Origin of the sequence: Cecembia sp. (assembly GCF_007126775.1) — a bacterium.
Classification (GTDB): domain Bacteria; phylum Bacteroidota; class Bacteroidia; order Cytophagales; family Cyclobacteriaceae; genus Cecembia.
Genome location: NZ_SLAP01000132.1, coordinates 1 through 13,772, shown reverse-complemented (window position 1 = coordinate 13,772; position 13,772 = coordinate 1). Strand labels below are relative to the sequence as shown.

Annotated in this window: 10 protein-coding genes and 2 pseudogenes; 3 read left to right on the top strand and 9 right to left on the bottom strand. The window is 38.2% G+C overall.

The features are described 5' to 3' along the window. Positions 1–1,517 (top strand): annotated as a pseudogene (locus tag QZT73_RS09035) (chromosome segregation protein SMC); the annotation flags it as partial. 8 nt (positions 1,518–1,525) lie between these two features. On the opposite strand, the gene QZT73_RS09030 reads toward QZT73_RS09035, so the two are convergent. From QZT73_RS09030 to QZT73_RS09005, 6 genes are all read right to left on the bottom strand, one after another. Further along, positions 1,526–1,780 (bottom strand): hypothetical protein, encoded by a 255-nt coding sequence (locus QZT73_RS09030; RefSeq protein ID WP_291778318.1) that lies wholly within the window; start codon positions 1,778–1,780, stop codon positions 1,526–1,528. Positions 1,781–1,846: 66 nt separating this feature from the next. Continuing rightward, a complete protein-coding gene (locus QZT73_RS09025) occupies positions 1,847–3,400 on the bottom strand; it encodes a DUF1501 domain-containing protein (protein ID WP_291787725.1) in 1,554 nt (517 codons plus the stop codon). 3 nt (positions 3,401–3,403) lie between these two features. Then, positions 3,404–5,134, bottom strand: coding sequence for a DUF1800 family protein (locus tag QZT73_RS09020; RefSeq protein ID WP_291778311.1), 1,731 nt, complete (start codon positions 5,132–5,134; stop codon positions 3,404–3,406). Positions 5,135–5,474: 340 nt separating this feature from the next. Further along, complete coding sequence (locus tag QZT73_RS09015) at positions 5,475–8,069, bottom strand: DNA gyrase/topoisomerase IV subunit A (RefSeq protein WP_291787723.1); 2,595 nt, start codon at positions 8,067–8,069, stop codon at positions 5,475–5,477. 101 nt (positions 8,070–8,170) lie between these two features. Further along, on the bottom strand, positions 8,171–10,078 hold the full coding sequence (locus QZT73_RS09010) for a DNA topoisomerase IV subunit B (protein ID WP_291787722.1): 1,908 nt from the start codon (positions 10,076–10,078) through the stop codon (positions 8,171–8,173). 34 nt (positions 10,079–10,112) lie between these two features. Continuing rightward, positions 10,113–10,607 (bottom strand): DNA topoisomerase IV, encoded by a 495-nt coding sequence (locus QZT73_RS09005; protein ID WP_291787721.1) that lies wholly within the window; start codon positions 10,605–10,607, stop codon positions 10,113–10,115. A gap of 267 nt (positions 10,608–10,874) precedes the next feature. Between QZT73_RS09005 and QZT73_RS09000 the strand changes: the two genes are divergently transcribed. Continuing rightward, positions 10,875–11,291 (top strand): hypothetical protein, encoded by a 417-nt coding sequence (locus tag QZT73_RS09000; RefSeq protein ID WP_291787720.1) that lies wholly within the window; start codon positions 10,875–10,877, stop codon positions 11,289–11,291. Between the two features lie 86 nt (positions 11,292–11,377). Here the strand turns inward: QZT73_RS09000 and QZT73_RS08995 are convergent, their stop codons facing one another. Together QZT73_RS08995 and QZT73_RS08990 are read right to left on the bottom strand one after the other, a co-directional pair. Further along, entirely contained in the window at positions 11,378–12,304 is a 927-nt protein-coding gene (locus QZT73_RS08995) for an ROK family protein (RefSeq protein ID WP_291787727.1), read from the bottom strand. A gap of 49 nt (positions 12,305–12,353) precedes the next feature. Further along, positions 12,354–12,839 (bottom strand): YkgJ family cysteine cluster protein, encoded by a 486-nt coding sequence (locus QZT73_RS08990; protein ID WP_291787717.1) that lies wholly within the window; start codon positions 12,837–12,839, stop codon positions 12,354–12,356. Between the two features lie 111 nt (positions 12,840–12,950). Here QZT73_RS08990 and QZT73_RS08985 point away from each other — a divergent pair, with 111 nt between their 5' ends. Then, positions 12,951–13,310, top strand: coding sequence for a glutaredoxin (locus QZT73_RS08985; RefSeq protein ID WP_291787716.1), 360 nt, complete (start codon positions 12,951–12,953; stop codon positions 13,308–13,310). Between the two features lie 156 nt (positions 13,311–13,466). On the opposite strand, the pseudogene QZT73_RS08980 reads toward QZT73_RS08985, so the two are convergent. Beyond that, a pseudogene (locus tag QZT73_RS08980) lies at positions 13,467–13,772 on the bottom strand (RNA-binding protein); the annotation flags it as partial.

Here is a 13,772-nt window from a genome sequence, read left to right as displayed (position 1 = left end):
AAAAAGAAATAAAAGAGCTGAATAAAAAACTGAGTACAAAAAGGTCTAATCTGGATGGAAAGGTCAGTGATCTTCTCAAGTTAAAAGAGGTTTCCTACAGGGCTGATATAGAAAGCCAACAACAGGAAATCAATGATATCAATCAGGAATATGTATCCATACGAACAAAAAAAGAACAGCTCAGTGAACTGCTTTCCTCCAATGCCAACAAACGGGAAGATATACTGGAAAGGATAGACAATCTACAGATTTCACTTGCAGCTATTTTACCGGAATTGCAGGAAATCAGAGGAGATTTCGAGCATTTGGAACTGGAATTGGAAGAAATCAATAGCCAATTACAGACCGAAAGCGAAAGTTTGAGTCAAAGATCTTCGGTATTTAACCAAGAAAATATAAGTTATCACCAGCAATTGAACAGGGTAAATTCCCTACAACAGGAAATAGAATTCAAACAATCTGCCTTTGAAAGTTCCAAAGAACGCATAGAGAAATCCCAACAGGAATTGGGAGGAATCGATTCCGAAATCAAGGCTCTTTTAGAGAACAATGAAATTAAAGATGATGAGCTGATCGAGTTGTATTCGGAAAAAGAAGGGATTGAAAGGGGAGTCAACGAGGCGGAAAAAGAATATTATGCTAGCAGGGGCGGTATTGATGAAACAGACAAGGAAATAAGATTACTTCAGAAATCGAAAGAAGCCTTGGACAGTCTGATTCAGGAAATGCAACAATCTGTCAATGAGGTGAAACTTAAAATGACGGGATTAAAGGAACGGCTTAGCGTGGAATTTGAGATTGATCTGGACCAATTAATGGAAAATAGTCCTGAATTGGACGAGGCTTATTTTGGAATGTCCGAATCTGAAATAAGGGATATTGTAACAAAATCCAAAGAAAGGTTGGAGCGAATAGGCCCGATTAACCCCATGGCTATGGAAGCATATGAGGAAATTAAGGAGCGACATACATTCATCACTGACCAAAAAGAGGATTTGGTCAAGGCAAAGAACTCTCTGATAGAAACCATTCAGGAGATCGATCAGGTGGCCAAGACAACATTTTTGGATGCATTTGGCAAAATAAAAGAGAATTTCGTGAAAGTATTCCGATCTCTTTTTACTGCCGAGGATGACTGTGATCTGAAATTAGTTGATCCAGAGAATCCCTTGGAGAGTCCTATTGAAATAATGGCCAAACCAAAAGGTAAAAGGCCATTGACCATCAACCAACTTTCAGGAGGGGAAAAAACTTTGACAGCTACTTCCCTACTCTTTGCTATTTACTTACTAAAACCTGCCCCCTTCTGTATCTTTGATGAAGTGGATGCACCATTGGATGATGCCAATATCGATAAGTTCAATAATATCATTCAAACCTTCTCTAAGGAATCCCAATTTATCATTGTTACCCATAATAAAAGGACCATGGCAAGTACTGATATTATTTATGGCATAACCATGATTGAAGCGGGTATTTCAAGAGTTGTTCCTGTCGATTTAAGGGAATTGGTATAGTCAGTAAATTAGCCTTTTTCTTTTTTTTCTTCCTCTTTTTGTCTATCTATCCTTTCCTGTCTTATGCGCTGTATTCTTTTTCTAAAGATGAAATAGGCAAGCAATATGACTAAAGGTATGATAATAAAAATCACCAGTGTAGTGGTATCTGATAAATCCAAGGGATCTGAGGGTCTTGGAATATTCTCCTGCATTTGTGCGATGGCAGGGATATCGAGAATAAAGGCGTTAATAGATAAAATGATTTTCAACAGTTTTTTCATGGTATGGTCAAAATGATTCCTATACCTGAGAATATAACTAAATTTCTTTGAAAATAAAAGTTTTAATCAAACCTTAATTACGTGGACAGTTTTTCTTATCTGTGTGGTCAGTATCTGTATAATATATCTTCCCGGTGCGTAAGTAGACATGTCTACAATCAAATTAAATGGCCTACCAGGTGCATCTCCATCATGCAAGTTACCCAAGACCCTGCCATTGACATCAATCAGGTCTACTTTTACAGGTCCATCGGCATTAAAACTCAATGTAGAAAAATCAATCACTGGATTGGGAAAGAATCTAATATCCAAGCGCTCCATGGGAGAAAGCGGGTTGGTCAGTGTATTTCGGATTACCGGTACTTGGTCGAACCTTCTGGATACATTTTTGGACATCATTGGAATGCTTGAGTCAGATTCAAACCACTGACTGAGCAATGAGGTGTAGACCTGGCGGAAGTCAAATTGCATGGGCAGATTATCTCTGTAAACTTCTGAACCAGTTATTCTTGGAGCCTCACCCAAATAAGTACCTTCCGACATATTTCCAAAAACAAACATTGGTGCAGCAGCTCCATGATCTGTTCCCCCACTGGCATTGGACACTATCTTTCTTCCAAACTCAGAAAAAGTCATTCCCATCACCTGATCTGCAGTTCCATGGTATTCCAGATCCTTCATAAAAGCCATGATCGAATCATTTAAATCTTTTAACCTATTGGTATGGCGGCCTACGGTATGGTCAGCACCATCTACCTGATTATCATGGGTATCAAAGCCTCCTAATCTTACCAAATAGAGGGGTGTATTTAAGCCTCCTGCTATCAATCTGGATACAATTTTCATTTGATTGCCCAAGCGGGTTTCGGGAAAAGGTCGCTGAAATGTGACTTTTTCAGCTGCCTCTTTGACGATTCTCCCATATTTTTGAGACTGTTGGGCCATCAAGCGGATATAATGAATCTTCTCACCTACAGGTCCATCTGGTACCTCATCCACTTCATTTTCAAGTAGCTCATAAAATGAATTGACATTGTTGATGACCATACTGAAGCCGATTTTCTCTCCCTGAAAGAGCATGGAAGCACCTAGTCCTATTTCAATGGCCAGTGGATGTGGGTGTTCCTCATTTGGGTAATTTTCGGGAAATACAGGATGCTCGTTTTCTAAATAACGACCTGTCCACCCGGAATTTAGCAATTGATCTGAATCAGAGCCGCTCATCCAGATATCCTTAGATCTAAAATGCGAGCCGTTCTGCTGTGGATAGCCTACAGAATGGATGACTTGCAGCCTTCTTTCTGTGTATAAAGATTTCAAATCTTCCAATGCGGGATGAAATGCAAAATCTGTATCAGGAATTTCCAGAAGTTCATCCTCTGGTAGAATCACATGAGGCCTTACACTGTGCAGGGCACTGTAATTTGATAAGGGAACTACTGTATTCAATCCGTCATTTCCGCCGTCAAGATAAATCAAAACCAATACCCTTCCTGTTTCGGTTGCAAGGTTCAGTAAGCGCTCTACTTCCCTGCCAAAGGCCGGTGCACCCATTCCTCCCAACAGTCCAGGGATGGCCAAACTATGGGCTACATGCTTTATAAAAGATCTCCTTTTCATAATTTACATCAATTGGGTTTCGGCCATTTGCAAAAGAATTTGAAAGGCCGGGTTTAACCGGTTTAAAACTACAGTTCTTGCTTCTCTGTCATTTTTATTGGCTTGGTAGCTTAGCCATGCTCCAGTCCAATAATAATCTTGCTCCTGACCGGACAACAATACCTGTTTCACCTGTTCAAATTGTATAGGCCCTAGATTTACACCCAATAAAATCAAAGCAGAATCATTGATCAGATCATTAGGGTTTTCTGGATTACCCAGGCCTTCAACAAAATTGATTACATCTGCAGTAATAATAGAGCGATTGGAAAGGCGATACCCCCAAAATACCAGGGAATCTGTCAAAAATACTCTTCGGGCTATTGTATCCGTATTGATCCAGATTTTGTCCAACATGGGGACCTGGTAATACGGTGGCCATCCTGCCACATTCGGTGGATCTCCCATCTCCATTCCGATATTCGCCATCTGCCATAGCACCCCTTCGTACATTTCTCTTTCCTCCTGAGCAGAAGCCGCCAATTCCATTCCAAATGATTTCCAGAAGCCTAATGTAAAATCAAAAGGATTTTTAATAGATACGCCTATAATGTGCTCATGATAAAAATGTGCTGACCTCAAAAGGGTCCTTAATGCTGGATATATGTTGTAGTCATTTTGTCTAATGATATCGGCCAAAGGCCTGATCACATTGATTTCTGCAAAATTGGTAATCTCAGTCGTGACAAAAAACGCATAAATTTTTCTTGCTAAATGTCTTGCACATTCCTGGGTGCCAAAAATCATATCCAATAGCTCATCTAACTCCTCTGCACCAGCAGCACCTTCCCTTCCTCGAATTTGTCTATTGCCATAAAAAGCTGAAAATTGCTTGTCTCCGGTATGATGGGCTTCTGGATTGAAATAAGATTGTGGCTCTCCGGTCTCATGAACAGTTTCCCAATCAATGGTCCAGCCGGTCAATACTCTGGCTGTATTTCTGATATCTTCTTCTGTGTAGCCTGAGTCCTCTCCTCTTCCAAGACAAAATAGTTCTTGCAATTCTCTGGCAAAATTTTCGTCAGGAGAATTTCGGTTATTGAATGCCCCACTAAGGAAAATCAGCATCCCCGGATCCAAAGTCAATTCACGGATAAGTGTCTTAAAATTACCAAAAGCATTGCGCTCCAACATTTTAAAATAGCGGTAGCCTATTTTCGATATAAACACATCCCATAATTTGATAGGTAAAAAATTCCACCAAAAAAGAATCATTTTTTCTAGTGCTGTATCCTGGGAGTTTAAAACCCTTCCTATCATCCAGGTTTTGAGCGAAACTATTCTGTCTCCTTCTATGTCATCATCAAAGGCTGCGAGCACAAAAGATTCCCCTTCTGGAACTTCCGGGTCGATCTTGCCTTCCCCTACATTATTGTAATTATTTACTGGTTCAGGAGAATTTCCAGCAGGAAGTAAAAACTGATCTAAAATCTGATCAATAGACTGCGACCTGTAGCGATTGATTTCAGCAGTAGTCACTCCAAAACTGATCCTTTTGATAAGGTGGGCTACTTGTCGTTCAGAAAGATTTCCTTGAAATGGCTCCAAACCCACATTGATTTCCAATAACCTTTTATTGGCATAGTCTTTCGATTTTGCCCCCTTCAATTGGATATGATCAGTCAAAGAAATAGGTTCAACTTTTCTATATTTTTTGACCAAATCATTGTATTGACCTGCTTTGATTATTTTCATCCTGATTACCAGATTTACGATTGGTATTTTTTACCAAAAATTCCGTCAAATTCCTTTAAAATAATTCTATAAACACCAGATTTACAGCTTGCTTTACAGCAAAAATTAATTAATAAAAATTGGCAAATACAATGCCAAAACGAAATTTTTTTTCATATCAAAAGAACTGAAATTGAAAGCCAGATTAATGATTTTTAATGAACAAAAACTAACAGCTTTGTTATTGAAATATCCTCTTTTGGAAGGAAATTAAAAACACACCTGTTTTCATCACCGAAAATTAAAAGCATGATAAAAGGCAGGTTTTTCTAATACCTGCCTTTAACATTGGTGTTTTTTACTAGAATAAACCCAACTGTTCTTCGTCGTCTTTTTTGAGTTTAAATGAGACCGTTGAACCAACTTCTATATCTTCCTCCCCTTCCTCATTATCCTCTGCTTTCTGTTGATCAATCAGTTTAACATCAAGTACCTGATGAGAAGTAAGTTTGTTGCCGATAGCTTTCCAACCTTTTATATCCATCAGCATGTCCAGATCAAATTCCAACGCTTCTTTTTCTTTTCCTTTGGACACATTTACTTTTACCTGTGGCTGTTTTTCGGTAGAAACTACAATCAATCGGGACATTTTGTGATCTGAAATTACATTGAACTTTTTGTTCATCGTACTCGTCTCGATCAAAAACCTTTTTACATAATAATTTTTACTTCCACCATCGTAGTACACGAGAGAAACGACCTTTTGGGAATCAAACTTTTCGATCAGGAGTACTTGATTGTCTTCGTACCTATTGGTCAATTCAAAGGAGGTCAATTCATAGTCCCCTGATTTATAAAATACAATGATTTTGTCATCACCTAGGAAATTTCCTATCAATTTTCCTCTTTGGTCTGTATTCAATCTTCCGACAGATGCATCATAGTAAATGTCCAGCCCACCAAGCGTGGAAACACCTTCCATTTTAAGCTGTATTTTTCTGACAGGATACTTTGTCAAAATATTTCCTCCTGCACTCCGTCCTTTGATATCTATGGTACTGAAATCAAAATCAAAAACTTTAATTCTTGCTTTTGCACCTTGAGTCAGGTACACGGTTATTATTTCTGCCTCACCATTGGGATTGGCAGTCATATAAAGTACTTTGGAGCCCTTGGTCCCCTTTGTCAGGTCATATTCCCTGTCTCTGGTAACCGCCAATACCTGGAATCTCTTTACCATGGCCTTGCCGGAAGTCCCATCCAGATAAATCAAATTATACACCATGCGCTCGTCCCCTTTCCTGAAAACTGCGACATGGATTATATCCTTACCTACAAAGCCTTTTTCCTGGATTTTGGTAACCACACACTTACCATCCCTCCGGAAAACAATGATATCGTCCAAATCAGAACAATCACAAACAAACTCATCTTTTTTAAGCCCATAACCTACAAAACCATCGGCCCTATTGACATAAAGCTTTGCATTATTAGCCGCAACTACAGTGGCTTCAATGGTATCAAAAGCCCTGATCTCTGTCTTTCTTTCTCTTCCCTTACCATATTTAATCAATAGGTTTTCGTAATATTTAATGGCATAGGCGGTCAGGTGCTTCAGGTGGTAATTGACTTCTTTGAGTTCATCTTGAAGCTTGCGCATCAGTTCATCCGCCTTGAAAGTATCAAATTTTGAAATTCTTTTGATCTTGATTTCTGTCAATCGGACAATATCTTCAGTGGTAATCTCTCTGTAAAAGTCTGGTTTGAAAGGATCAAGCCCCTTATCAATGGTCTGTATCACAGCCTCCCAAGTCTCACATTCCTCAATGTCTCGATAAATTCTGTTTTCAATAAAAATTTTCTCCAGGGAAGAAAACAAGAGTTTTTCCATCAATTCTGCCCTGCGGATTTCCAATTCCCGCTTTAGCAGTGCCCTTGTCTGCTTTGTATTGTATTCCAGTATATCATTGACAGAAATAAATACCGGTTTCTCTTCAATGATAACGCAAGCATTGGGAGATATACTTACTTCACAATCTGTAAATGCATAAAGGGCGTCAATGGTCATATCTGGGGATTGCCCCGGTGCCAATTGGATTTGAATTTCAACATCTTTAGCGGTATTATCTACCACTTTTTTGATTTTGATTTTACCTTTATCGTTGGCTTTTATGATAGAATCAATCAAAGAATTTGTTGTAGTGCCAAAAGGTATATCTTTGATTAACAGTGTTTTATTGTCTTCCTCTTCAATCCTTGCCCTAACTTTGATTCTTCCTCCTCTGAGTCCTTCATGGTATTCAGAAAAATCAGCAAGCCCACCGGTAGGGAAATCTGGAAGGATATTGGTTTTTTCTCCATTTAATATAGCAATGGAACCCTCAATAAGTTCACAGAAATTGTGAGGTAATATTTTTGTGGATAAACCCACTGCAATGCCTTCTACACCCTGAGCAAGAAGAAGTGGGAATTTAACAGGCAAGGTGATCGGTTCTCTTTTTCTTCCATCATAAGAGAGTTGCCATTCTGTGGTTTGTGGGTTAAATACCACCTCCAATGCAAACTTAGATAACCTGGCCTCAATATACCTTGCAGCAGCTGCCGAATCCCCTGTCCGGATATCTCCCCAGTTGCCCTGTGTTTCGATCAGCAATTCCTTTTGGCCCATATTGACCATGGCGTCTCCAATGGAGGCGTCTCCATGTGGATGGTATTGCATGGACTGTCCTATGATATTGGCAACCTTGTTGAACCTTCCATCGTCCATTTCTTTCATAGCGTGCAGGATTCTTCTCTGCACGGGCTTGAGACCATCCTCAATTGCAGGAACCGCACGTTCCAGGATAACATAAGATGCATAATCCAAAAACCAGTCTTTATACATTCCCGTTACCGGAATCGAGTCGTGTAAACTTTCCTCTTTGCCTTCAGGATTGGTGGGGTTATTCTCGCTCATTTATTTTATATAAGTCTTATTATCGCACCAGACTAGTGCTTTAAAGCAAATAATATGATCAGTATTTCAATAAGGCAATTATTGGCAACTTTTATATTTTATTAAGCAGCCTCTACTCCCTCTTCTTTTTCTTCTTCCGATTTCGTCTCAGGGTCATCAAAAATGATATCCTTTTCTATTTTTAGGTTATCAATGATAAAGCTTTGCCTATCAGGTGTATTTTTGCCCATATAGAAGCTAAGTAAATCAGCAATTTTTGTTTCCTTACTGAGGATGATGGGGTCAAGCCGAATATCCTCTCCAATAAATTTTCCAAATTCATCAGGTGATATTTCACCTAATCCTTTGAAGCGGGTTATTTCTGCGGACTTACCCAATTTATGGATGGCTCTTTGCCTTTCTTCATCGGTGTAACAATAAATTGTTTCTTTCTTATTTCTAACCCTGAACAATGGCGTATCGAGGATAAACAAATGCCCATTTTTGACTAAATCCGGAAAAAACTGAAGAAAATAAGTCATGATCAAAAGCCGGATATGCATGCCATCCACATCAGCATCAGTGGCAATGACAATTTTGCGGTATCTTAATCCTTCAATGCCGTCTTCTATGTTTAAAGCATGTTGCAAAAGATTGAACTCCTCATTTTCATAAACCACCTTTTTTGTCATTCCATAACAATTCAGCGGCTTTCCCCGCAGTGAAAAAACAGCCTGTGTCTGTACATCTCTTGACTTGGTTATAGATCCGGAGGCAGAATCACCTTCTGTAAGAAACAACATGGTTTTGTTCTTCATTTCCTCATCTCCTTTTGGCTGATCGTAATGTACCCTGCAATCTCTCAGTTTTTTGTTATGCAGATTGGCTTTTTTGGCCCTTTCATTGGCCAGTTTTTTGATTCCTGAAATTTCTTTTCTTTCCCTTTCCGATTGGAGAATCCGTTTTAAAAGGGCATCAGCAACTTGTGGATTTTTGTGAAGGTAATTGTCAAGCTCTGTTTTGATAAAATCGTTTACAAATGTTCTTAAAGTTGGCCCATCAGGTCCTACCGATTGGGATCCCAATTTGGTTTTGGTCTGTGATTCAAATACTGGCTCCTGAACCCTTACTGCAATGGCACCTACTACTGACTGCCTGATATCTGAAGCATCGTAATCCTTTTTGTAAAATTCCCTGATTGTTCTGACCAATGCTTCCCTAAAAGCGGCCAAGTGGGTACCACCCTGTGTGGTAAACTGCCCATTAACAAAAGAATAGTATTCTTCTCCATATTGGTTGGAATGCGTGAGGGCAACTTCAATATCATTGCCTTTTAGGTGGATAATGGGGTAACGAATGCTGTCCTCATCCACTTTTCGCATTAAAAGATCATAGAGTCCCTTCTCTGAATAAAACTTTTTCCCATTAAAATTGATGGTAAGTCCAGCATTCAAAAAAGCATAATTCCATATTTGATTTTCAAGGTATTCCGGGATGAAATGGTAGTTTTTGAAAACTGTTGCATCAGGAGAAAAGATCACCTTGGTTCCATTTCTTTCAGAACTCTTTTCCACTTTTTTTTCTTCCAAAAGAATTCCTTTTTGGAACTCGGCAACTTTGGTTTCCCCATCACGGTAAGATTGCACTTTGAAGTATTCAGAAAGTGCATTCACTGCTTTTGTACCTACACCGTTAAGACCAACGGATTTCTGGAAAGCACCGGAATCATATTTGCCACCCGTATTGATCTTGGAAACACAATCAATCACTTTGCCCAAGGGAATACCACGACCATAATCCCTTATTTCCACTTTATGCTCGGAAATTTTGACATCGATCGTACGCCCATACCCCATCATGTGTTCATCGATGCTGTTGTCCAATACTTCTTTGACCAAAACATATATACCATCATCCTGTGCACTTCCATCACCTAATTTTCCGATATACATTCCAGGTCTTAAACGGATGTGCTCTCTCCAATCAAGGGATTTGATACTGTCTTCGGTATATTGAACGTTCTCTGCCATTTAATCTTTTTTCTTATTTTATTTAAACTATCGCTCAAGCTTGCACTTGAAGGGATTTGAATTTTTGAAAGATTATCCAAAATAATCCTCCAATCCAAACTACAAAAAATATTGGTACAAGGTAAAAGAAGAAAGTAAATTCTCCTGTAGCAATTTCATTTTGGTTATTGATACTATGTACGAATAATCCCAAGATGCAAAGAGAAATGTTGATGATTCCTATAAAACTGTATATCCAAGTCAACATGTAATCTCTGAATACATCTCCTATAGGAAAAAGACGTTTAATGTTTGTAGTTCCTTGGTTTTCAATGAGTTTTGCGGGAACTACCAATACAACGTTTAATATTAAAAACAATAAGATCCCACTGTAAAAAAAGGTGCTTTTGGTGACGATTTTTATTCCTACGCCATATTCATTCAATTGATATGCCACCAAGTCAGGCAATGAAGCATAAATGTAGAGGAAGGCAAAAACAAAGAAAAGGACTGAAATAAAATGAAATACTTTTCCGAATCTGTAATACATGGTAATTAATTTTAAGGCGCTAATATAAATATTAAAAAGGACACAAAACTGAAACTGTTTTTAGGAATTTGGGTTTTTTAATCATGGTTAATAATTCCACACCGCAGAAAGACCAGAAAATGACCGGTTCAACTAAATTAAAGGGCACTAAAAAAAGAAAATTGAAAAGTTTAAAAAAGTTTCTTCCTATTTACGGTATGCCTGTATTCGAAATATCAAGCTTTTGATTTCATCCTTCATTTTTCCTTCCTTTCTTTGCACTATCCTATGAAAATTATATTTAAATCTATCTCATCCAAATTCCCTATTTCCACCCTACTTTTGGTGATGCTTGCATTGACTAATTATCGATGTTCTTCCAAAGTGGGAATTGAAGGCATAGATTTCGAAATTTGGAAAAATGACCGCAATGGTTGTTTGGGACTAAGAGCCAATGACCTAGAAAAATTCAGAGAGGTCAAGAATGAATTCCTGGGAAAAAATAACCAGGCATTGATCAAAACTTTTGGCAGGCCTGACAAAGTAGAACTGGCGGATCGTAGTCAGACCTTTTTCATTTATTTTATAGACCCATCACCTTCCTGTGAGGGGCAATCAATAGAAGAAGAGCCCTTGAAAGCTATTTTTCGGCTCAATGCCATCAGCAGGGTCAGCGAAATAACCATCAGTAAACTGGATCCCTAATTGACCTGGTAAAGTAAACACATGTTTCAAAAAGACTAACCTTACTTAACACTGTCATTTAGAGTTGAAAGCAGATTGAAATCTCGTTAATCCTCTAAGAAACAAAGCGCTGCTGCACCTAAAGTACCTGCATTATTTTCGAGTGTAGCCTTCATCAGGTGCAGATCATTCACGTAATAGGGGGTAAGAAATTGTCGGACGGTTTTATCCATCGACGGCATCATAAATTCCAAACCTGCGGAAATGCCCCCACCAAAATAGACATTGGTAACATCTAGAACACGAATAGTGGACACAATAGCCTCCCCTAAGATTCTTCCAACTTCTTCAAAAACCATTAAAGAAATTTCATTTCCTGCTTTAGCAGTATCAACCAAAAGGTGCGTGCCCAACTCCTTATTCTCTAGGTCTCCTACTAACCTTGGGTATGCCTGAATAAACCTGTCCAATATCCTGAGAATTCCATTTCTGCCAATCAAAACTTCCAACTCTTGGTTTCCCCTAGACATCATATGTCCCATTTCCATTGCATTTCCGCGGCATCCTTTGAATATATCCCCATCCAGTACAAGTGCACTGCCAATTCCAGTACCCATAGTGATGAATAAAAAATTTTCTGGAGGATTGTTTTTCCCAAATCTATATTCTCCTAAAGCAGCAGCCGCAGCATCATTTTCCATGAAAAATGAAATATGCTTGTACCGTTTTTTTAACTCTTCTTTCAGTGGAAATGCATTCAAAGCCGGGATGGCAGGAATTTCCAGTGGCGTTTTCCTATCCTTGGAAATTAATCCAGGCAAACCTATCCCAACTTTTCTTACCTCAGGAAATTTGTCCAAAATGGTTCCCATTCCTTCTAAAAACTTATGGTTAAATCCTTTTGGGTCATCCCTGTAGGGTGCGGTATCAATTTTTTCAAAAGAAAGAATCTCTCCCATTTTACTTACCAAACCGATTTTCAGATGTGTTCCGCCCACATCTACCCCTAAAAAATACTCTTCTTCTTTGTGCATGGTCATTTTCTAAATAGGTTTAAAGCCCTAAATTAAAAAAGAGATTGGTTTACTTCCTAAAATCTTTCTGAAAGTCTTTAAATATTTCAAGAACAGCAGGGCAAACCAAAGTATTTTTTAGACTCAAATTCAAAATACCATGCATATTTTTCCTGTTTGTATGGGGATATTCCCGACATGCCTTGGGCCTGTCTTCATAGACCAAACAAGTGTTGTCTGCATTTAAAAATGGACAAGGGGTTGATTGGAGAATATAATCCCCATCCTCGTCCAACCTAAGGTAGGTATCCAAAAATGTAGAAGGCTTCATTTTGAAAACTTTTGCCAGTCTTTCTATATCAGTTTTAATAAAAATCGGACTTGTCGTTTTACAACAATTGGCGCATTCAAGACAATCGATTTTCTTGAACTTTTCTTCATGGGCATTAGAGAAAGCCTCATCAAGCACTTTTGGCTTAAGATTCCTGAGTTTAGATAAGACTTTCTTATTAGAAGAATATTCTGATTTACTTATTTTTTCAAAATTATCTAACATTTATTCGTTATTAAAATAAGTATTATGAGGTAATAATTACAAAATTCAATGAAAAGTTTGGTATTTTGATTTTTGCTTTGTAAATTCTAGAAGAAATAAACCCAAATAACCATGAAATTTCACCCAAATGAGCTAATCTTTTATTATAACCCTTCCCACAATGTGGATAAACAAATGCGGGCATATACCCGATTGCTAACCAATCACGTCAATGAAATCAATATAGAGAAAGAGCGGATAACTTTAACTGGTTGGCGCTCCATTTTAGAGAAATTAAAACTTCGTCCAAAAGACCTCTTAAATAGAGCCCATCCGGATTATCAATCCAAAATAGCCGGTAAAACATGGGATGATGAGAGTTGGTTAGTGATTTTGACAAAGTATCCACACTTAATCAAAGCCCCCATTGCGATAAAGAGAAACAAGGCAGTTCTTTGTGTCACGCCCAATATCATTTTGGAATTGGATTAGGGCATATTAAAGACACAAAACAGATTGATATTTTTGATTTATCAATTACAGCTCCTGGTAAGCTGCTTTATTGACCTCAGTTCTCGGTAAATTTATTCAGCTTCACTTTTTCAACTCATATCTTGAGCAAATCTGACTTTTTCGGCATGCCCTTGATTATACCAATTCTATTCCATCATCCAGTATACGTATTTTTTTTGCTTTATAAAGTTGACCAATGGATTGTTTAAAGTGTTTTTTACTCATTCCCAATAATTCTTTAATGGATTCTGGCGATGATTTATCGTGAAGGGGCAAAAATTTCCTATCCTTTAAGACTTCCAGAATTTTTTCGGCTCCTTCCTCATACTTTACTCTTCCGGGAGGAAGCAATTGTAAATCCAATTTACCATCCTCTCTTTTTTTCTTCACAAAAGCCCTTAGTTTATCTCCGGGTTGAACCGGTTGAAATATTTCGTTTTT